Annotated in this window: 15 protein-coding genes, 2 pseudogenes and 1 CRISPR repeat array; of the genes and pseudogenes, 5 read left to right on the forward strand and 12 right to left on the reverse strand. The window is 60.1% G+C overall.

Going from position 1 to position 21610, the window contains the following annotated elements; all coding sequences use genetic code 11:
- Window positions 1–327: 327 nt before the first annotated feature.
- The 3 genes from cas9 (at window position 328) to cas2 (ending at window position 4867) form a co-directional block, all read left to right on the forward strand.
- Window positions 328–3552 carry a type II CRISPR RNA-guided endonuclease Cas9 gene (gene cas9 / locus QMG28_RS06320; RefSeq protein WP_281841369.1) on the forward strand — a complete coding sequence of 1075 codons (3225 nt, stop codon included), beginning with the start codon at window positions 328–330 and terminating at the stop codon, window positions 3550–3552.
- Between the two features lie 62 nt (window positions 3553–3614).
- Window positions 3615–4526, forward strand: coding sequence for a type II CRISPR-associated endonuclease Cas1 (cas1, locus tag QMG28_RS06325; protein WP_281841370.1), 912 nt, complete (start codon window positions 3615–3617; stop codon window positions 4524–4526).
- The gene (gene cas2, locus QMG28_RS06330; RefSeq protein ID WP_281841371.1) at window positions 4523–4867 is read left to right on the forward strand and encodes a CRISPR-associated endonuclease Cas2; all 345 of its coding nucleotides are present in this window, start codon (window positions 4523–4525) and stop codon (window positions 4865–4867) included. The genes cas1 and cas2 overlap by 4 nt, the downstream gene beginning before the upstream one ends.
- A gap of 73 nt (window positions 4868–4940) precedes the next feature.
- Window positions 4941–7677: a CRISPR direct-repeat array (repeat unit 36 nt; unit sequence AGTGTAGCTGTTCAGAATTCGAGGTCCAGCCGCAAC).
- 54 nt (window positions 7678–7731) lie between these two features.
- On the opposite strand, the pseudogene QMG28_RS06335 reads toward cas2, so the two are convergent.
- The 11 genes and pseudogenes from QMG28_RS06335 to QMG28_RS06385 form a co-directional block, all read right to left on the reverse strand.
- A pseudogene (locus QMG28_RS06335) lies at window positions 7732–8278 on the reverse strand (DDE-type integrase/transposase/recombinase); the annotation flags it as partial.
- Window positions 8279–8434: 156 nt separating this feature from the next.
- The gene (locus QMG28_RS06340; RefSeq protein WP_281841372.1) at window positions 8435–9535 is read right to left on the reverse strand and encodes a substrate-binding domain-containing protein; all 1101 of its coding nucleotides are present in this window, start codon (window positions 9533–9535) and stop codon (window positions 8435–8437) included.
- Window positions 9536–9649: 114 nt separating this feature from the next.
- Complete coding sequence (locus QMG28_RS06345) at window positions 9650–10261, reverse strand: nuclear transport factor 2 family protein (RefSeq protein WP_281841373.1); 612 nt, start codon at window positions 10259–10261, stop codon at window positions 9650–9652.
- A 545-nt stretch (window positions 10262–10806) separates the two neighbouring features.
- Complete coding sequence (locus tag QMG28_RS06350; RefSeq protein WP_281841374.1) at window positions 10807–11499, reverse strand: nuclear transport factor 2 family protein; 693 nt, start codon at window positions 11497–11499, stop codon at window positions 10807–10809.
- Window positions 11500–11667: 168 nt separating this feature from the next.
- On the reverse strand, window positions 11668–12150 hold the full coding sequence (locus tag QMG28_RS06355; RefSeq protein WP_281841375.1) for a hypothetical protein: 483 nt from the start codon (window positions 12148–12150) through the stop codon (window positions 11668–11670).
- Between the two features lie 40 nt (window positions 12151–12190).
- Window positions 12191–12442 carry a hypothetical protein gene (locus QMG28_RS06360; RefSeq protein WP_281841376.1) on the reverse strand — a complete coding sequence of 84 codons (252 nt, stop codon included), beginning with the start codon at window positions 12440–12442 and terminating at the stop codon, window positions 12191–12193.
- A 4-nt stretch (window positions 12443–12446) separates the two neighbouring features.
- Window positions 12447–12797: an Arm DNA-binding domain-containing protein gene (locus tag QMG28_RS06365; RefSeq protein WP_281841377.1), complete on the reverse strand. Its 351-nt coding sequence runs from the start codon at window positions 12795–12797 to the stop codon at window positions 12447–12449.
- 304 nt (window positions 12798–13101) lie between these two features.
- A pseudogene (locus QMG28_RS06370) lies at window positions 13102–13269 on the reverse strand (transposase); the annotation flags it as partial.
- Window positions 13270–13436: 167 nt separating this feature from the next.
- Window positions 13437–13667 carry a hypothetical protein gene (locus QMG28_RS06375; protein WP_281841378.1) on the reverse strand — a complete coding sequence of 77 codons (231 nt, stop codon included), beginning with the start codon at window positions 13665–13667 and terminating at the stop codon, window positions 13437–13439.
- A gap of 309 nt (window positions 13668–13976) precedes the next feature.
- Entirely contained in the window at window positions 13977–17051 is a 3075-nt protein-coding gene (locus tag QMG28_RS06380; RefSeq protein WP_281841379.1) for an AAA family ATPase, read from the reverse strand.
- Complete coding sequence (locus QMG28_RS06385) at window positions 17048–18187, reverse strand: exonuclease SbcCD subunit D (RefSeq protein WP_281841380.1); 1140 nt, start codon at window positions 18185–18187, stop codon at window positions 17048–17050. Before QMG28_RS06385 ends, QMG28_RS06380 begins: the two co-directional genes overlap by 4 nt.
- Window positions 18188–18260: 73 nt before the next feature.
- Here QMG28_RS06385 and QMG28_RS06390 point away from each other — a divergent pair, with 73 nt between their 5' ends.
- Window positions 18261–19073 carry a BrxR family transcriptional regulator gene (locus QMG28_RS06390; protein ID WP_281841381.1) on the forward strand — a complete coding sequence of 271 codons (813 nt, stop codon included), beginning with the start codon at window positions 18261–18263 and terminating at the stop codon, window positions 19071–19073.
- A gap of 219 nt (window positions 19074–19292) precedes the next feature.
- On the opposite strand, the gene QMG28_RS06395 is transcribed toward QMG28_RS06390, so the two are convergent.
- A complete protein-coding gene (locus tag QMG28_RS06395; protein ID WP_281841382.1) occupies window positions 19293–20240 on the reverse strand; it encodes a tyrosine-type recombinase/integrase in 948 nt (315 codons plus the stop codon).
- A gap of 553 nt (window positions 20241–20793) precedes the next feature.
- On the opposite strand from QMG28_RS06395, the gene QMG28_RS06400 reads away from it, so the two are divergent.
- On the forward strand, window positions 20794–21240 hold the full coding sequence (locus tag QMG28_RS06400) for a recombinase family protein (protein ID WP_281841383.1): 447 nt from the start codon (window positions 20794–20796) through the stop codon (window positions 21238–21240).
- The last annotated feature ends 370 nt before the right edge of the window (window positions 21241–21610 follow it).

The following is a 21610-nucleotide window of genomic DNA, read 5'->3' on the forward strand; positions in this document are numbered from 1 at the left end:
GGCACCCAGCCCCGGCCGGGCGCTGCCGACGACGATGCAGGCCCCCGCCCCGGGCACGATCCGCCCCAATGTCTACTGCATGACCGCCCGCCGGTCCATCGGCAGGCCGTGGCGCACGAGGCCGGGCGGAGGTGTAGGGGCGTTCAGGCATCCGCAAAAAGGAAACGCGCCCCGTGGGACGCGCTTCAATGTGGTGCTACTTCGAGCTTGTTAACGGCTCGACCGCGAATTCTGAACACCGGAAGGTTCGCACGGGAACGACTCTCTTTCAAGTTGCATTTTGTCCGGGGGCACGAAAAGCTGCCACGGCTTACGAGGGAGCGACAGATGCGGCTTGGTCTGGATATCGGCACGAATTCCATCGGCTGGTGGTTGTATGATACCGACGGCAACGGCACCGACGCGCGGATCACCGGCATCATCGACGGCGGCGCGCGCATCTTCTCCGATGGCCGCGACCCGAAATCCGGCGCCTCCCTCGCCGTCGACCGCCGCGCCGCGCGGGCGATGCGGCGGCGGCGCGACCGGTATCTGCGCCGCCGGGCCACGCTGATGCGCGTCATGGCCGGGGCCGGGCTGATGCCCGCCGATCCCGCCGAGGCCAAGGCGCTGGAGTTGCTCGACCCCTATGAATTGCGCGCCACTGGGCTCGACGCGGCGCTGCCGCTGCACCATCTGGGCCGGGCCTTGTTCCACCTCAACCAGCGGCGCGGCTTCAAATCGAACCGCAAGACTGACCGGGGCGACAATGAGAGCGGCAAGATCAAGGACGCCACCGGGCGGCTCGATTGGGCCATGCATCAGGAGAAGGCGCGGACCTATGGCGAGTTTCTGCATATGCGGCGGGCACGCGCTGCCGATCCGCGCCATATGCCAACCGTGCGCACCCGCCTCTCTGTGGCCGCGCGGGGCGGGCCGGATGCGAAGGCGGAGGCGGGCTATGATTTCTACCCCGACCGGCGGCATCTGGAAGACGAGTTCAACAAGCTCTGGGCCGCGCAGGCCGCATTTCACCCCGGTCAGCTTTCCGACGAGCTACGCGACGTGGTATTTGAGAAGATCTTCTACCAGCGCCCCCTGAAAGAGCCGAAGGTGGGGCTGTGCCTGTTCACCGCCGAGACCCGGCTGGCCAAGGCCCACCCCCTTACCCAGCGCCGGGTGCTTTATGAAACCGTCAACCAGCTGCGCGTCACCGCCGACTGGCGCGAGACGCGGCCCCTCACGCTGGAGGAACGCGACCAGATCGTTCATGCGCTCGACAACAAGGGTCATACGAAATCGCTTTCCTCGATGAACATGAAGCTGCCCGCGCTGGCGAAGGTGCTCAGGCTGCGCGACGGCGAGCGGTTCACGCTGGAAACCGGCGCGCGCGATGCCATCGCCTGCGACCCGGTGCGCGCCAGCCTGTCGCATCCTGACCGGTTTGGCCCGCGCTGGTCGGTGCTGGGTTGGGAGGCGCAATGGGACGTGATTTCGCGCATCCGGGCGGTGCAGAGCGAAGAGGAGCACAAGGCGCTGGTGCTCTGGCTAGCCCAGACCCACGGGCTCGATGAAGCCCATTCGCAGGCCACCGCCAACGCGCCGCTGCCCGAGGGGTATGGGCGGCTGGGCTTCACCGCGACGCAGAACATCCTCGGCCACCTGACGGCGGAGGTGATCACCTATGCGCAGGCCGTCGCCGCCTGCGGCTGGCACCATTCCGACCAGCGCACCGGCGAATGCCTCGATGCCCTGCCCTATTACGGCGAAGTGCTCGACCGCCACGTCATCCCCGGCACCTATGACGAGGCCGATGACGAGATCACCCGCTATGGCCGCATCACCAATCCCACGGTGCATATCGGCCTCAATCAGCTTCGCCGGCTGGTGAACCGGATCATCGAGACCTATGGCAAACCCGACCAGATCGTCGTCGAACTGGCGCGGGAGCTGAAGCAGTCGGAACAGCAGAAGCGGGAGGCCACGAAGCGTATTCGGGAGACGACAGAGGCGGCGATCAAGCGCAGCCAGAAGCTGGACGAGTTGGGGGTCGAGGATAACGGCCGCAACCGGATGCTGCTCAGGCTGTGGGAAGACCTCAACCCCGACGATGCGATGCGCCGCTTCTGCCCCTATACCGGCCAGCGGATCAGCGCGACGATGATCTTCGACGGCTCCTGTGATGTCGACCACATCCTGCCCTATTCGCGCACCCTCGATGACAGCTTCGCCAACCGCACCCTGTGCCTCAGGGAAGCCAACCGCGAGAAGCGCAACCAGACGCCGTGGGAGGCCTGGGGCGATAGTCCGCAATGGGACGCCATCGAAGCCAATCTGAAGAACCTGCCCGACAACAAGCGCTGGCGCTTCGCGCCCGACGCGATGGAGCGGTTCGAGGGTGAAAACGACTTCCTCGACCGCGCTTTGGTCGATACCCAATATCTCGCCCGCATCTCGCGGACCTATCTCGACACGCTGTTCACCGAGGGCGGGCATGTCTGGGTCGTGCCGGGGCGGCTGACCGAGATGCTGCGCCGCCACTGGGGGCTGAATTCGCTGCTGAGCGATGCCGAACGGGGCGCCGTCAAGGCCAAGAACCGCACCGACCATCGCCACCACGCGATCGACGCCGCCGTGGTGGCCGCCACCGACCGGGGGCTTCTGAACCGGATCAGCCGGGCAGCCGGCCAGGGCGAGGCGGCCGGCCAGTCGGCCGAAGACATCGCCCGCGATACGCCGCCGCCCTGGGAGGGCTTCCGCGAAGACCTGCGCATCCAGCTCGGCAAGATCATCGTCAGCCACCGCGCCGATCACGGCCGGATCGACCCCGAGGCGCGCAAGGCCGGGCGCGACAGCACGGCGGGCAAGCTCCACAACGACACCGCCTATGGGGTCATCGACGAAAACAGCGTCGTCAGCCGCATCCCGCTGCTCTCGCTCAAACCCGGCGATATCGCGGTCACCACGAAGGGCAAGAACATCCGCGATGTGCAGCTCCAGAAGGCCCTGGAGGTGGCAACGCGCGGCAAGGAGGGCAAGGAGTTCGAAGCCGCCTTGCGCGATTTCGCCGCAAAGCCCGGACCGTATCAGGGCATCCGCCGGGTCCGGCTTGTTGAAAGCCTGCAATCGAGCGCCCGTGTCGAAGTCGGCGCGCGTCCGAAAGGCGGCGCCCTCAAGGCCTATAAGGGCGACAGTAACCAGTGCTACGAGCTGTGGCGGCTGCCCGATGGCAAGGTGAAACCGCAGGTGGTGACCACCTTCGAAGCCCATTCCGGCACCGACAAACGCCCCCACCCCGCCGCCAAACGGCTGCTGCGTGTGTTCAAGCGCGACATGGTGGCGCTGGAGCGGGATGGCCAGACGCTGATTTGCTATGTGCAGAAGCTCGACCTGGCCAACGGGCTGTTCCTCGCCCCACACCGGGAAAGCAATGCCGACGCCCGCCACCGCGACAAGGATGATCCGTTCCGACTGCTGCAAATGGGGGCCGGCACGATCGTGAATGCCGGGCTGCGCCGCGTCATCGTCGATGAAATCGGACGGGTCCGTGACCCCGGCCCGCCCGTGCTCTGACCGCCAGATTCGCGCGAATCGGAAAAATGTGCCATCCTTCCAAGCCTTTGGAGGGGTAATGAGTGGATCGGATTGTCGATATCGCCAGCGATGGCCGGCATCTGTCGAAAGAGCGCGGCTTTCTGAAAGTCAGTGAGGACGGGGCCGAGATCGGCCGCATCCCGCTTGACGAGATCAGCGGCGTGATCGTCCATGCCCATGGCACCACCTGGTCCACCTCTCTGCTCACCGAGCTGGCGGAGCGCGGCGCGCCGGTGGTGCTCTGCGCCGCCAACCACACGCCCCGCTCGGTGCTGATGCCGCTCGAGGGCCACCATGCCCAGGGCAAGCGGCTGCGCGCGCAATGGCAGGCGAAAGCGCCGCTCACCAAGCAGGCATGGAAGCAGATCGTGCAGGCCAAGATCGCCATGCAGGCCGCAGCGCTCGACGCGTTCGGCGAGGCCCCGGCGCCCCTGCTCATGCTGAAGCGCAAGGTCACCAGCGGCGACACCACGAATGTCGAGGCGCAGGCGGCGCGCCATTACTGGCCCCGGCTGATGGGCCGCGATTTCCGCCGCGACCGCGACGCGCCCGACATCAACGCGCTGCTGAACTACGGCTATACCGTGCTGCGCGCCGCCACCGCCCGGGCCGTGGTCGCCGCCGGGCTGCACCCCTCGATCGGGCTGCACCACGCCAATCGCGGCAACGCCTTCGCCCTCGCCGACGATCTGATGGAACCGTTCCGCCCGCTCGTCGACTGCGCCGCGCGCGAAATCGCCCAGGCGCGCGGCCCGCAGGTCGATACCGAGGCGAAACAGGCGCTGGCCCGGCTGATCGCGCTCGACCTGCCGCTCGGCGACGGGCTTACACCGGTCTCGGTCGCGCTCACACGGCTGGCAACCTCGCTCGGCCAGAGCTTCGAGACCGGCCAACTCGCCCTCGCCCTGCCCGCCCCACCCGATGCCCTCACGCTGTCGGGGCTCGGCGCATGACACAGCCCGCAACCTTCCTGTCAGGATACCGGATCATGTGGATACTCGTGATGTTCGACCTTCCGACCGACACCAAACCGCAGCGCAAGGCAGCGACGAATTTCCGCAACTTCCTGCTCGACGAGGGCTTCGAACGCAGCCAGTTCTCGGTCTATGCCCGGTTCGTGAACGGCAAGGAGGCGTTCCAGACCCGGGTGAACCGGATCGAACGCCACCTGCCGGCCCAGGGCGACATCCAGATCCTCAACTTCACCGACCGGCAATACCGTGATATCGTTCATTTCTCGGACCAGGGCCGCAGGGGCGCCCGCAAGAACCCGGAACAACTGGTGCTGTTTTGATGACTGATTCCCGGAAATGCATAACTGGCCGCCCGGTAAAGCGCTTAAGTTTCAAGCACTTGCCGGGCGGACCAGTGTAGCTGTTCAGAATTCGAGGTCCAGCCGCAACCCGCAATGGCCTCGATATTCTTCCAGTTGCAGTGTAGCTGTTCAGAATTCGAGGTCCAGCCGCAACTGCACGTTGACCTTTCCGGTCTTGTCGTCAGTGTAGCTGTTCAGAATTCGAGGTCCAGCCGCAACCTTCCGGCGTGTCGGAGAAATACCCGGTGAAGTGTAGCTGTTCAGAATTCGAGGTCCAGCCGCAACCATACGGCGTACCGACCTCCGTGCCTTCGTAGTGTAGCTGTTCAGAATTCGAGGTCCAGCCGCAACATCGTCGGTGACCAGTTGTAGTTGTAGGCGAGTGTAGCTGTTCAGAATTCGAGGTCCAGCCGCAACCGTCAACGTCACCGTCGCCGTCGAGGTCCAGTGTAGCTGTTCAGAATTCGAGGTCCAGCCGCAACAGATACCCAGCCTGCGTCAACCGGCTCGGAAGTGTAGCTGTTCAGAATTCGAGGTCCAGCCGCAACGACGAACCGGATCGCAGCGGTGACAAGCAGAGTGTAGCTGTTCAGAATTCGAGGTCCAGCCGCAACTCGCCCTCAAGGAAGTCCCGGAAAGCGGAGAGTGTAGCTGTTCAGAATTCGAGGTCCAGCCGCAACGCCAGATCGCGCGCCCAGCGGGCGAGAGAGAGTGTAGCTGTTCAGAATTCGAGGTCCAGCCGCAACAGCTCGCGCGACGCCGCGCGCAACGACGAAAGTGTAGCTGTTCAGAATTCGAGGTCCAGCCGCAACTGCCGCGTCATCACGACAAATCGAAAACTCAGTGTAGCTGTTCAGAATTCGAGGTCCAGCCGCAACCTGAACGCCCCTGCCGGCAACCATGCCCCGAGTGTAGCTGTTCAGAATTCGAGGTCCAGCCGCAACACGCGGAGCATATGGCCGCCGACAGATCATAGTGTAGCTGTTCAGAATTCGAGGTCCAGCCGCAACGACGAGCGAAACGAGAAGATCAATGTCAAGAGTGTAGCTGTTCAGAATTCGAGGTCCAGCCGCAACATGCACTACGACGCAAAGGTGATTGACCCAAGTGTAGCTGTTCAGAATTCGAGGTCCAGCCGCAACACGTTTCGGCCAACATCGGCGCGGGCTATGAGTGTAGCTGTTCAGAATTCGAGGTCCAGCCGCAACACCGGACCGCACCCGCAGCTCGTCCACGGTAGTGTAGCTGTTCAGAATTCGAGGTCCAGCCGCAACGGCGCGAGCGCGCGGACGACGCGCAGCGTAGTGTAGCTGTTCAGAATTCGAGGTCCAGCCGCAACTGCGAGTTTGTCGGCTCGCTGTCGTAGAATAGTGTAGCTGTTCAGAATTCGAGGTCCAGCCGCAACCTACCGGCGCGGCAAAATCTGGCACGTCCAAGTGTAGCTGTTCAGAATTCGAGGTCCAGCCGCAACAAGCGGTTTGACGAGCCGGGTTTTGTTATTAGTGTAGCTGTTCAGAATTCGAGGTCCAGCCGCAACGCGGCGGTGCACCAATCCGAAGCCATGAAAAGTGTAGCTGTTCAGAATTCGAGGTCCAGCCGCAACGACCCCACGGTCATCGCCGCGCGCCGCGAGAGTGTAGCTGTTCAGAATTCGAGGTCCAGCCGCAACCGCGAACGGCTCTGCCGGCTGCCCGCCAATAGTGTAGCTGTTCAGAATTCGAGGTCCAGCCGCAACTGCTAAACGCACCGGAGCCCGTCCAATCCAAGTGTAGCTGTTCAGAATTCGAGGTCCAGCCGCAACAGTCAGGACATGCCGATGTTCATCGTGCCGAGTGTAGCTGTTCAGAATTCGAGGTCCAGCCGCAACATGTGTAGCGACCCCCAGAAACTGGACGCAGTGTAGCTGTTCAGAATTCGAGGTCCAGCCGCAACCCAGCCCGCGCGGGAACGCCACGTAGCCGCAGTGTAGCTGTTCAGAATTCGAGGTCCAGCCGCAACACGCGAATTGTGGGTGGACTGCAACAACGGAGTGTAGCTGTTCAGAATTCGAGGTCCAGCCGCAACCGGCGACGGCACTCAAAATGAAGGGCAACGAGTGTAGCTGTTCAGAATTCGAGGTCCAGCCGCAACGCGCCGAAGAGCTTGGCGTCAAGTTCGCCTAGTGTAGCTGTTCAGAATTCGAGGTCCAGCCGCAACTATCACGTTGATCGAGTCGAGCGGGCCGTGAGTGTAGCTGTTCAGAATTCGAGGTCCAGCCGCAACTGTTCTCGATCGCGATCAGGTCCGGCTTGTAGTGTAGCTGTTCAGAATTCGAGGTCCAGCCGCAACGTTATGATCTGCGGGTTGGCCGCGCCTGCGAGTGTAGCTGTTCAGAATTCGAGGTCCAGCCGCAACTCCGCGCGGCAGCGCTGCGGGAAGCGCTTGAGTGTAGCTGTTCAGAATTCGAGGTCCAGCCGCAACGCGGCGACACCGGCTCCGTGACCGGCATTAGTGTAGCTGTTCAGAATTCGAGGTCCAGCCGCAACCGCCACGCTCACCACACGCGCGGCCCGCGTAGTGTAGCTGTTCAGAATTCGAGGTCCAGCCGCAACGCATTGAGATGTGGAACGACGAACCGGGCGAGTGTAGCTGTTCAGAATTCGAGGTCCAGCCGCAACCGTCACCGCCTCGACGGTCTGCGGCTCGGTAGTGTAGCTGTTCAGAATTCGAGGTCCAGCCGCAACCCCAGCCCGGCATCACGCCGAGAACATCGGAGTGTAGCTGTTCAGAATTCGAGGTCCAGCCGCAACATGGCGCGGCGCTCGGTAATCCCCCGATTTTTCGCGGGGGCTTGGTCGTAGAATTTACGCGGCCATTCTCAGTTTCTGTGCGGGCGTCATGCCGCCGTTTCCCATGTTGGGGCGTTCGTTGTCGTAGGACCAGAGCCACGCGGTGGCAATCTGCTGCACCTCCTCGATGCTGTCGAAGATATAGAGGTCCACCCATTCGTGCCAGACCGTGCGGTTGTTGCGCTCGGCATAGGCGTTCTGCTGTGGCTTTCCGGGTTGGATATAGGTCAGGGTGATTCCCCCTTTTCTCAGCCCACTCCATAAGCGTGCCACTGACGTATTCCGGGCCGTTGTCGACACGAATGTTTCGAGGCGTGCCCCGCCATTCAATGATCTGGTTCAATGCCCCGACGACCCGCTCGGCGGGCAGCGAGAAATCAACCTCGATGCCCAAGCCTTCTCGGTTGAAATCATTTAGCACGTTCAGCAGCCGAAACTGACGGCCGTTACCCAGCCGATCGGCCATGAAATCCATCGACCAGACCTCGTTTGGCACCTCTGGAACCGCCAGTTCGTCCGGCTTCTCCCGCTTCAAACGCCTGCGCGGCTCGATCCGAAGGCTACGAGGCACCCCTGCCTGTCTCAAGCACGGTTCTTCTGACAGTACACTACAGGAAAATCGAAAGGCGCCTGGACGACCAGGAACCCGAACCTGACCGCCGCGCCATTTCTGGCGCGGCGTTGTTCATGCTTTCCTGTCCGGCGACCCAAGCACTATTCAGTTTTCGAACACCACTTTCAGTTCGTCTGCCGACAACGTCGAGGTCAGATCGGCATCGGGCGGCATAGAAGGATCACACAGCGGATCCTTGTTCTTCAAACTATTCCCAAACTCGATAAGAGCAAGCTTACGAGCCTCCGGGTTTTCAACACCCATACGAGCGGCCAATGCCGCACGCAGAGCGAAACGGATGGCGCCAGGAGAAATTCCAAGAGCCAGCATAGGCCAATCCTCGCCGGCTGCTTTGGCATCCATGTACTTACAGATATACTCGTTGCTGACGCCCGGGTAAGCCTGAGCAGGCACCGGCAGACGGGCCGCCTCGTAAGCCTTGACGGCGGCCAGGCTCGTCACACCGTAATCAGAGGCGATGGCCCCGATTTCACCGTACTTGGCAATCAAACCAGCAACGGCCTTTTGCGCATCAGCCGGATTCCAATTGGTGACAATGAAGTTTTCGTCAAGAAGCTTGATGCCCGGATGTTTGCTCAGAACGTCCTTGTAACCGTTAAACCACGTCATCGTAGACGCCGATCCGGCCAAGCCACCGAGGAACACTGTCGTCCCTTCGCCATCCAGAGCTTCAACCACGAATTCACCCATGGCGACGCCTGCCTCATACGAAGCTCCGGTCGGGTTGGCCGCGTAGTCAACACCTATTTCGCCCGAGAGTCCTTGCCACCATGGCACGACAGTCGCGCCTGCCTGATAGGCCGCCCGAAACGCGGGAATCGTGGCGTCCCCGAAATCCGGGAAAGCAAGAATTACCTCAAAACCCTGGGACGAAAATCCGTTGATCGCCGCATTGTATGCCTGGATATCACCAGCCACGTCAGCGTACTCGACCCTGGTAATGTTCGGGCATTTGGCGGCCTCGTCTCTGAGTTCAGCAATAACCGTCTTGCGCCACGAATTGCCGCCGTAACCGTCAATGGCCGCGACACGAAGCGGCTCATTGCCGCAAAACGGCGCAATATCACCTTGGTCTGCCAAGCTGACAATCTCATCCTCCGCCGATGCAGCACCGGTGAGCAACGTCGCGGCAATGAAAGCTCCCGTTCCAATCGTTCGGCCCAAGCCCTTTGCGAATGTCAACATTCTACCCTCCTCAGTAGGTAATAGATCTCTGTCCACCCGTCGTCGCGGTGGTGACGCCAAGAAATACCTGACGCCACGGCCATGACTTCGACGGGCAAGGATGCCGTGAGGTTCTCAGAAATCCGGGTTTTCTTTGTTTGGCGTCACGCCAAACGTTCCATCTTCTGGTAGCGGAATGCTGTCGTCCGCCAATGTGCAAGGGAAATCTCTCGGTCCGTCGACGATCCAAGTTGACCAGTGAATCTTCCATTCGCCATCCACGCGCTTTAGGAACCACTCATACGTCCCGCGCTTTTCATCCCCGGGGCCACCAGGTGCATCGTCACCCCACCAGTAGGCAGTGGCTTTAGCGGTGTCTCCCACGACCTCTTTCACCCAGATATTGCTGATGAAGTGGCGAATGGTGGGGCCGCCATCGAAGTTCGGCCCGGGCGACCGCTTCTTCGGCTCCTTGACTCCCAAACCGGCCATGTAGCTTGCAATATTGGCACGACCGGTAAAGGCACAACCGCTTGCCTTACCGTCTGCGCGCTGCTGATCGGTCATGATCAGGTCTTTGCCGTTGGGATGCCGATAGTAGATGGCGCCGCCACCATCTTCAGTCCACAACGCGGCCATCTCGTCCAGGCGCGCTGAATCGATCGCATGTGAATAATGAAAAAAGACATTCATTATTTCAGCGATGTCACTTCCCTTAGGCATTCCGTTTTCCTTGTTTGAACTCATTTGATCCTCCTCCAAAGCTCATTGGATTTTCCTGCACATTTGACGTGTCAACCACGACTAGGAGGCATTGCCCCCTCCGCAGGGCGCCACTCCCAGTTTCAAGACGGCATTGCCATCTTGCCTACCATCGATGCGGGGCACTCGAGCCACCTCGGCCAAGCGCCGTACCCGCAACGCTTCGCCCATGCCATCCAGGCAAAGAAGCGACCTTGCATCTCCGCATCGGCACTGATTCTTTGCTAGAATGATGTCAAAAAGCTCTTAACCAATAAAATATTCATTCATTATTATAAAACTTGAGCATCAAGCCCCCCACCACGGTCAGCAGCGCGGGCTGTCGGCAATGCCTTACTCAATGCCGACCTTCATTGGCGCTCTTTCCCTCAGATCGCGGCAGTTCGGGCGTGACCCGGAATCCTGCACGCACGCTCATCGCCCATTCTCAGCCCGAAAAAATGACCCTGACATTGCCTTAGCCAAGTCCAACTTGGGTCCTGCACCGCCGAACAGCGCTCGACGGTGCGGCCGCGATCTCTAGACCTCACTCAAAAAGACGGGTTGGCCAGCGAGGGAGTAACGCCGAACGATCCATCTTCCGGTAGCGGAAAGTCTGGGTTCACGAGCGTGCAAGGATAGTCACGGGGTCCGTCAAGCACATAGGTTGACCAATGGATCTTCCATTCACCTTCGACACGCTTCAGGAACCACTCGTAGATGCCACGCCGTTCCTGCCCCCCCCAAAAAGCTGACGCCTTGGCGGTATCCCCAACGACTTCCTTCACCCAAATTGATGAAATTTGATGCCGGAAGTTATTTCCGTCATACTCCAAGCCCTTTGCCCTCGGCAGATCACCGCCAAGACCAAAGGCCCCCCAATAGCTTACTAGATTTTCTCGCCCCATGAATACACATCCATCAGCCTTTCCCTGCGGGTGCGGCTGATCCGTCAAAACCAAGCCTGTGCCGTCCTCGGTGCGGTAGTACACAGCAGCGCCACCATCTTCGGTCCACAAACTGGCAGCTTCGGAAATTCGCCCTGAATCCAGAGCATTGGCGTAGTGGCCAAAAAGATTTTGAATTTCCACAATCGAGTGGATCCTGTCCGTGCCGTCCTGAGCACTCGCCACAGAGGCAGTAAAAGCAGTCAGTGCGGCGGCGCAGGCGAGAGCATGCACAACCACACCGGCCTTCGTTTCTGGCCGAACTGATTGCTTGGTAAATATTGTCGCGATGTCCATATTTCTCCTCCTTATGTTCCAAGACAATAGAGGCACACACTTGCCGATTCGTCTATAACGAATTTCTTCGTTGCTAAGTTTAGATCGCATGCGCGCGAAGAACCCGGATGAGGCAAGCTCCCACCTCAGTGGGTTGACCTGCTCGCCTGAAAAGTCGTCGCGTTGAGGTTAGCCGCCATGGAAGCCAATACTATCGCGGCTGGGTTCCCGTCTTCCGGACCGAGCGACCGGCTGAATATGCGGCCCGGAACGATCAGCAGCTTGACCGTCAAACACGCGGTTAACCTCATTGAAGTGACCCGGAAGCTTAGCCAAGGTATGTCTGGCGGGCCATTGATGACACAAGATCACGCAGTGATGGGTGTCATCCACAAAGGCGGCCCGGACGAACCGAGGGACTTTGCTGCCACGGTTTTCCGCACCCGCATTGCGAAGAAACCGCCCCCAAGCAACCGCCACGTCCACAGCCTCATGCGCGAGGCTGGCCCGTTCTGCCGCCCAGGCAGGATCGTCGAGCCATGGCGCCTCTTCGCTGATCGCCATCGAAAGCGCGTTGGGCGCCGCCGCTCTGCAGGCGTCATCCGCCGGGATCGGGGTTTCGGCCGGAAAGACGAGTTCGAGCACTCGGTGCTGGATCGTTCCGAGCAGCATCACGTCGAGGGCCCCTGGGGCCCAAGTCCGGTCACGCGCGTCAAGTTCGTCGCACAACCAGGCCAGCGGGCTGAGTGTCACGGGTCAATTCGTAGAGCCGCTGCGGTTCCGTCGGATCATGGACGAAGGCGGCATTCTGATCGTGAACCTCGCCAAGGGCCACCTGGGGGCCGATACATCGAACGTCCTTGGCGGTCTCATCGTCTCCAGCATCATGAACGCGGCCTTCACCCGGCACGACCTGCCCGAGCCCCAACGCCGACCCTTTATGCTCTATGTCGACGAGTTCCATTCCTTCACCACGTCAGCGCTGGCCAAGATGATGTCGGAGACCCGTAAATACGGCCTACCGTCAAACGATTTAACCGCGATCTTTGAGTACGGCGGTCCTGGATGGGATCGATGCCCTGCCGGAGCTTCTTGCGGGCCTCACTAGCGCTTTCGCGGGCTTCCGCGATCGACACATCCGGCCACGGACCTAGCCCCATTTCCCGGCGCTTGCCGTCGACCACGATTCGAAGGATCCACTTGCCGGCATCTTTGCGCGACTTCACGAGCCACAAGCCTCGACCGTCGGCGTACTTGCCCTTGTCGAGGTTCTTTGCCTTCATCTGCGTTAGCGCGTTGGAAACCGTCAATTCAGCCAACCTTTTGGCCCACCCTGATACGTGTGAAACTATGTCCCATGATGTTCAGAGCTGACGCAAAGGCGATATTTTGCCGTTATTTATTAGCCCTTTACGAGCCGATATGTTCAACCATGTTCTGAGTGAGTGGTGCCCGGGGGCGGAATCGAACCACCGACACGAGGATTTTCAATCCATCCGGGGCGCAGGTACCTCAATCGACCATTTACGTCGTACATACGTAAATGGATCTCCCTCCTTGCTGCGATGGCCCATAGGCTGGAGTGCCCGATCGCCGTTCGGAGGTGTCCCTTCGGTTTGCATGGGGCCCATACTCCTTCGGCGCATCCCGCCAGCGCAACCCATTGCGATTGATAATGATAATGCCACTCAACACACGTCGGCCATCGACGCGTGGCTTCCCATGGGACTTTGGGAAGTAGGGCTCAAGCCGCTCCATCTGCGCGTCCGTCAGCCAGAAAAGATCAGATATATCACCGCTCCGTTTTCAGAGCCGTGAATCATGCGTCAAACCGGAAATCAATTGGTTCTGAGCCTAGCGCGGGCGCGCTCATCGGTTTAACCTCTCGATCTCGATCGCGATGTCAATCATCCCCGCGGCCTACTTAGGACGCCGTCTGAATACACACGTCGTGCGCACTAGCGCTTCGAGGCGTAGTCTTTTCTGACATTCACGTTGATATAGGCGTTCAAACCGTCGCCTAGGTCTGCCAACCGCTTCATTGCTTCAACGTGCAAAGCGCCTGCGCTATTGTACGTATAGAGGTAGAATCTGGCAGTACCGCTCGCAAATTCGACTTCGATCCAATCACCCCCATATTCGTAGGCTACAACATTGGAGTCTCCATCGAGGTCTTTGTATTTCGGCATTCGCTAATCTCCCTCTTGTTCAAATAGGTCCGGCGTATTGTCATCTCGCCGACGGCTCAGACCCTCGCCGATGTGCAGGCACGGGTGCTTGATACGTGACAGGCCTTTCGCACCCTCGAAATGCGCCCACCCACCGTTGGGCATCCTAACATTGATCACCGGCGCGCCACAGACCGGGCACCGACGCCGATAGGCGTCCTTACTATGCCCTGGTGTTTGGAGAAACACCCACGTCTCTCGAACATGCACTTGCACCCCGCGTCGAGTCCTTCTCAGGTGGGCTCTTCGTTTTGTCCAACTACCTTTCATTCACGATGCTCCCCGTTGTTCCACGTGGCTTCCCGCCGGAGTGTGTTGAACATAGAAGCCGTTGGGGATTGCCTCCTTCACCAACGCGACATGTGATATCAGGCCCACCGCACGGTTGTCCCGAACCAGATTGCTCAGGACCTGCAGCACCTGATCCAAGGTCCCCGCTCCGTTCTCGGTGTCGAGGCTTCCAAACCCTTCGTCGATGAAAATCGTGTCCATTCGCACCTTTCCATTCAGACTTTCGACGACATCGGCGAGGCCCAACGCCAGTGCCAAAGCTGCGATGAACGTCTCGCCACCGGATAGAGTGCTGGTTGGCCGAGCCTTGCCGGTATTGATGTCAAAGGCCTGGATTTCGAGCCCACGCCGACCACGTCCTCCAGCCTCGAGCGCGCGTTCCAGGCGATAACGCCCCTGAGTCATCGGTTTCAGTCGAAGGTTTGCGGCTTCAAGGACTCGGTCGAACATAGCGCCGATCGCGAATGTTTCGAGGTCGAGCTTCAAATCGTTCTTCCCGTCGACACGTTGCGCGAGTTCGCGCAGAGGCCCGGTTTCAGTTTCCAGTTCGTCCAACTGCCTGTATGTTTGCTCGATCGTAGTCTTGAGCTGGGCGAGCTGTTCACCGTGAACTTGCGCGGCGGCAGCCGCTTGAACGGCTTGATCCAGAAATGCCTTGGCGTTTTCGAGGGTCTCCTCGAGAGGCGGCAGATCGGGCTTCTCGAGTCCCCGGATGGCTTCAGTTGCATCCTTTCGCCGCGTGGCGGCCTCCAGGAGCTTCGCCCGATGGCCCTCTACCCGCTCCCGATCGGTTTCAACGCGGTCGATCTCGGGCTTGAGCTGGTCATACTGCGCCCGGTCGATTCCGTTCGCCTTCAGGCGAGCGAGGAAAGCATCCTCAGCATTTGTCTTGCGCTCTGCTTGTTCCTTTACCCGCCCCGCGGCCGCCTCCAAATCCTTTGTGGCAGAAAGAGCGGCCTCGCGAGTACACTTCTCCTTGTCGCGGGCGGCCTGCAGGGCGGCGCGCAATGCCTCACCCGCCGCCCGAACCTCATTGATTTCGCAATTTAGGACGTTCCTGTCCCGGAGCTCTGGAGTAATGTCAGCCACTGCCGCATCGTGATTTGCACGGGCCTCGGCGAGCGCCGCCTTGGCGCTTGCGTCCTCCCGCTGCAGGCGATCGCGGTCTGATCCAGCGCTTTCCACGGCGATCCCTACCTTCTCGAGCTCTGCCTCGAGCGCCGTGATATCGACCTCCTCGCCAAGGTCCTTCAGCGCCTTTACGGCCTCATCTACTTGCAGAAGCAGCTCCGGCACCGCAGCATCCGGCATTTCGAGCCGTTCGGCCGCTGCAATGCGCTCGGCCAATATCCCATCCACCTTCGCCAATCCTGAGGCCGCATGCGACACACACTGTTCCGCCGCCTCATGGTCGCGTTCGGCCGCACGGAACGCCTCGGTAAGACCCGATTGTTCGATTTCCCCGTGCGCCGGAGATGGGTGCTCGAGCGATCCACAAACCGGGCACGGCGCTCCTGTTTCAAGTTTCTCCGCGAGAATGAGCGCCTGCGTCCGGGCGAGCCGCGCTTCCGCCTCGTTCAGAGTAGACCGGGCCACTTCGGCTTCCGCTTTGCAGCCTGCGAGCACCTCTTTCTTGGACGCGCTCATTCTCCGGGCCTCTTCAACGGCCTTGGCCGCAGCCTCGGCAGCTTCCGCCACCTTTAGTTTGTCTTGTACCTTTCGCCACGCCTCAGTCGCGCCTCGGCGGGCGGCATCCGCAGCGCGTGCTGACTTCAGATCAGTTTCCACGCGGGTCCGAGTTGTGGACAGGCTATTCAAGGCACCGACAGCATTACCGACAGCATCACTCGCGTTTCGGGCTGCAGTCTCGGCCTCGGAGAACGCTTGCTTCAGATCCGCGGCGCTTTCGAGCTTGCCTGCAAACCGTTCAAGATCGGCGAGACGCACTTGGAGGGCCTCCCTCTCCCCTTCTTTCCCCTCAGCCTTTTCGAGTTCCGACTTCGCCGCCAAATGATCTACTGAGGCGCGTTCTGCGGTCTCACTCGCCTCTTTGGCCATTGCCACCGCGCCATCGTGCTTGTTGCTTTCGTTTTGCCAGATCGCTTCCAAGTCTTGCGCTCCACGCGCTTTCTCTGCCTCGCGGACCCAGGCCGCGAGCGCGTCGATCTCAGGGGTCTCCCTATCCAAAGCATCGTATGAGGTGCGTGCCGTCAAACAAGCCTTGAATAGGCCCTCGATCCGCCGGGCCTCGACAAGGGCTTCGTGCGCGGCTTCGCGCGCGGCCATGGCCGCCTTTCGGGCGTTTTCCTTCTCTGCCAAGGTGCCTGCAGCCTCGACGAGGCCATATTCCAAGGCATCCAAGCTTTCAAAACCTTCCTCCGCTATCTGCAACACGGCAAGCTCGCGCTTCTGGCGGACTTCTTTCTCTGCCGCGTCCGCCTGGGCTTTCAGATGGGCGGCAAGCTCGCGATACAGGGAAACGTCGAACAGGTCCCGCAAAATAGCCCGGCGGGAATCGGTATTGGCAGCCAAGAAGGCCTCGAACTTTCCCTGTGGAAGGAGAACGATCTGGCGGAATTGCTCCAACCCGTAGCCCAATAGATCACCAATGACGCGCCCGACCTCTCCAAGTTTCTTCTCTGCCAGCACCTTGCCCGAGTTCTCTGGACTAAGTTCCTCAAATGGAACGCCGGTGGCGTCAAAGATCCAGGCTTCCGGGTTGTCCCAGGTTTCACCCTCACCGCGCTGCTTCGGGCGCGACTGGGCTGGGCGACGGCGCACCAGATAGGTCTTCTCCCCGAGTTCGAACACAAACTCGACCTCTGTCGGCAGATCCGCCGCCGCATGGTCCGACCGAAGGGACTTCGCATCCTGTTCCGCGCGCGCGGGCTCACCGAACAGAGCGAAGGACATCGCCGAAAAGATTGTGGATTTGCCTGAACCGGTCGAACCGTAAACCCCAAATAACCCGGTGGAAATCGCCTCCCGGAAGTCTACCATTTCCCGCCCGGCATAGGGGCCGAATGCCTGCATCGAGAGCCGAACGGGTCTCATTGCGCGCCCTCCTTCGTCTTGACCGCATGCAAGGCGGCGGCAATGACCGTCGTTTCGCCCTCGTCGAGGCCGTTCCCCCGGACAGTTTCGAGAAAGCTCCCCACCATCTCGATCGGGCTCATCGCGGACACTTGCCCGCCAAGAGCCTTCACTTCCGACGCACGTTCCTCGCGGGCTAAGACAATTTGGCAAGCATTGGGGAACACCTCGCGCAAACGCTTCATAGGTTCGATCAACGGTGTTTGGTCCGTTAGGACCGCTCGGATGAAGTCGTTGGAACCTTCACCAGCGATGAGCTCGCCAAGCGTGCCTCGAAGCTCACGCACGCCCCGCGTGACAGTGAAGGGAATGGCCTCGATCGCGGCCACTCCCTGCCCATTCAGTTCGAGCAAGAGCATCGACTTCTGCGCCCCCGCCTCGTCGAAGCCAAACGCCAACGGCGACCCGGAATACCGGATATGCGCAGCTCCGACCTGCTGCGGGCGATGCAAATGACCAAGCGCCACGTAGTCGACACCGTCGAACACCGAGGCAGCGACCGTTTCAATCCCTCCCACCCGTGTCAGCGGGCGTTCCCCTTCACTCCCGGCGCCACCATCCACGAAGGCATGCGCAACGACGACCCAGCGTGCTCCTTCAGGCACCTCGGCGCGCGCGGCCGCGACCTGGGCGCGAAGGACGTCTTCCGGCGAAGATATCCCCTCATCCTCAAAAGCTTCCCGCGCGGCATACTCGTAGGAAAAGGGCAGAGCCGAAATGGCAACCTCGCCGAATGCATCCTTCAGTAAAAGCGGTCGCTCAACCGCTTCTGCTCCACCTCGGATGAGGGCCCGATCGGGGTCGGACAAGATCGACATCGCGGCGATCCGCCCGCTCGAGTCATGGTTCCCCGCGATCATGACAATCGCGGCGTCGGTCTCTGCCACAACTCGGCGCAGAAACGCGTTGAACTGCTTCACCGCGCTTTCGGGTGGCGCGGCTCGGTCGAATACATCGCCCGCGACCACCAGGAGATCGACGTCATTTGCAGCAGTTGCTGACACAATTTGATCGAGGATTTCGGCATGATCCGCCTCGAGGCTCAGGCCGAAGAATTGACGCCCGAGGTGGAGATCGGCAGTGTGCAGTATCTTCATGGCCCATCCATCTACTTAATACATGTATAATTAATAGATGGACAAACCTCGCCGAGTCAATCATTTTGCACCCATGAACGTGAACGACCTCAAACACGCGCAACGCGAACGACTGCTTTTCCTGGATCGCTGCATGACCTGGCGCGGGGTCGCCAATCGGCGCGACCTCATGGACCGGTTCAATATCTCGAACGCGCAAGCGGCAATTGACTTCCGGGTTTATCTTGACCGTAGTCCGACCCCACCAGTCTACGACACTCGAGAGAAACGTTACGTTTCCGCGCCAGGCCATGCTTCACTCGCGACTTCGGCGCTCAGTGAGGTGTTCGAAATTATCGACACTCACGTCGACGCGGTCCCCGCCCTATTACCCCAACCAGACCGACAAACAGACCCACGCATCATCTCTCTGCTCTATCAGGGCATGATGGAAAGAGCCGCGCTCAACATCCGATACACGTCGATGTCTACCGGCGCGACTGATGACCAGTGGATAGCGCCGACCCAGTTCACCAACGATGGTGAAAGCATCCACCTACGCGCCTGGAGCTTTCGCCATAAAGCGTACCGCGACTACCTGCCAATCCGCATTGAGGTGGACAGCAGCTTCCAACGACGAGCGCTCGAAGGGCCGTTGCCACGGGACGAGGATTGGCTCACGCTTGCACGGATCTGGCTGCGTCCGCACAGCGAGCTCTCTAATGATCAGGCCGAAGCGGTGCGACGTGAATTCGGCTTCGGCGGCCCGCTCCTGCTCTTAGAAACACGCAAGGCGATGGAATTCTACTTCGACCGCCGTTGGCGGATCGGAGCGCCAGGCACGCGGCTTGAGCGCGCGCGGACGGAGTATGTCCCTATCACGACTGAAACTGTGGAGAACGCATAGCCCGAACATTTGATCGCCGCGAATACCTCAATGGTTGTTCGTATCCAGTAGCTGAGGGAAACGCCGAGACATGTTCCCAATCCCAAGGCATTGCCCCGCCAGCCCCGATGCCATGATCAAGGGCACCAGCTTCTGCTGGGACGAAATAGCAGATCGGAGTGTCTTCCGCGACAACTTTGACGTGTATGCCAGAACCCCGCGGCAGATCGAGAGTCCGGGCTACGCCGCCAACAAATCCCGCTCCAGCTTCTCAAACATCGACACATCTTCCTCTGCGTTCTCGAACAGGTGGCCGTAGACGTCCATTGTCATCGTGATCGAGGCATGGCCGAGCAGGGTCTGGATCTTCTTGGGGTTCCAACCCTGCTCGATGAAGAGCGAGGCTGCCGCGTGCCTCAGCGCATGGATACCGAACTTCGCGTTTCCATCTTCGTCGACGATGCCGTTCTTAACGAGCATCGGCTTGAACACCCGGTTGTAGATGTTCGAGTAGTTCTGAACCTTGCCGACCGAGTTTGGAAACACGAGGCCGAGGTCGCTCTTCGGAGCGCTCTTCTCCCAGTCCTTGAGTGTGTTGACGACAATTGGCGCCATAGGGATCTCCCGTGCCCCTGCCCTGCTCTTCGGCAGCCCGATCTCGCAATACTCGTCAGCGCGCTGGAAGACGCGAATGACCTTTCGGTCGAAGTCGATCGCCTCCCAGGTGAGGCCCCGCAATTCGGAGATCCGCATGCCCGTGAAGATCGCCGTCACGAACATCGCGCGGTGAGAAGCCGGCGCGTTGTCGATGATAGTGCGGATCTCGTCCTTGGTCGGGATCTCGATACGCTTGGCGTCGCGGCGTGAACCACGTTTCACTTTCACCTCGGCCGCGACGTTGTGAGTGGCCCACTCACGCTCGACAGCCTCGGAGAGTATGGCGCGCAGGCTGACCATGATCTTCTTCACCAGGGCACGTGACACTCCCTCATCGATCAACTCGTCCATGAAATCCCGCACATCGCTCCGGGTCAGCTCGTTGAGCAGAAGATCACCTATCTTCGGTTCAATGTGGATCCTCGCATGGCTGCGATACGCCTTCAGCGTCGAGCGCTCGAGCTCGTTGCGCTCGCAGGTCCGCAGCCAGCTGGCGCAGGCGTCGGAGACGGATTTCGGGGGCTTGCTCATATGGTTCAGACCTCATCATAGCTTCTGGACACATTATAGCAGACGTGGGCACGTCCGTCGGGCAGATTCCGCTCGCGTCCATGAGAAAGTTTAGCCTTATCATGGCATTACTAGGACATCTTGCGCTTCGCTCGAAGGCTGGTCAGGTTCCGACCCCCGTGCTAATCCCTCAGGAAAGCCGGCAGGTAATGACGTTTCGAGCACCAGAAGAGAAACTCGTTTACGTTGCTACAACACAAACGCACTGATTGAGGCCGAAATGATCTACTACGTTCTACTCACACACGGTGCGAAACCGACGGGTAACATTGCGGATCACCCAGCGGGCCGACAGCAGGTCAACAATCTCAGAGGATATTGGAATGGACTTTATCCGGGGACGAAACCCCCGCGCTTCGTTCACGATTATTGCCGCAAGGTATCGGGCCTCTCGACGCTCCCAAACCTGGCCCGTGAACTCGAGAGGATATTGACTGCAGGGCAAGGGGCTATCTTGATGGACAACGTTGGGCGGCTCTTCGCGGCATGTGAGCGAGATAGTCGTTACGGGCTCATGGCGGAACTGCTCGCGTATCGGGACCATTTCGGGGGCTTGCGGCAACGCGGATTGCTTTCGAAGTTGACCGACATCGAACTCGAACTTCTTCGAAATGGAGTGATAGGGGCACGCTACTCAAACCGAGCAGCACGTCAGAGACACCGTTTGAGCGAAGAAGAACGGCGAGCGCAGACCGAGAATGCCACGCATGCCAGCCGGATTGCTAGGGGAAACGCAGCTGATAAGAAAGCACGTGAGCTCTACGCCGTCCGCGACGTGCTGACAGAGGTGCACGAGAAGCCCACGCTCAAGATGATCGCTGATGAGGCCAACCACCGGGGCCTGACGACGACGCGGGGCGGCCCCTGGTCGTCGTCAACAGTGGGGCGAACGCTGAAACGTCTCGAAGAAACGACGCAAACTGAGAGCACGACACACGATGAAACTCAGGAAGAGCGCTGAGGCTGGCTGAGAGCGTCGCTGGTCGCGTCCGAAGCTTTCCGTGAGTGCATGTCTATCCCGAGAGCTGGAGCCAACCAGGGGCGAATTCTGAGACACCCAGTCTGGAAAGCGTCGGGTGATACCAAAGATCTCGTCACGATCATCTCTGTTCAGAAGAGGATGAGCGACATACGTCCCATGCAAGGATCTGATCAGACTGAAAGCCTCTCGGGTTTGAATTCATGCACCCTACCCGGGAGACCTTGGAGTGAAGAGCCTGGGGAAGGATCAAGACAGGTTGAAGTGGACCATGAGATGAGCGATCGCCATGCACGGAGGATTTTCAATCGCCTTGCTTGCTTAATTTAGAATCTTAAAGAAGTAGTAGATT

It is taken from the genome of Sinisalibacter aestuarii, assembly GCF_027923545.1.
Classification (GTDB): domain Bacteria; phylum Pseudomonadota; class Alphaproteobacteria; order Rhodobacterales; family Rhodobacteraceae; genus Sinisalibacter; species Sinisalibacter aestuarii.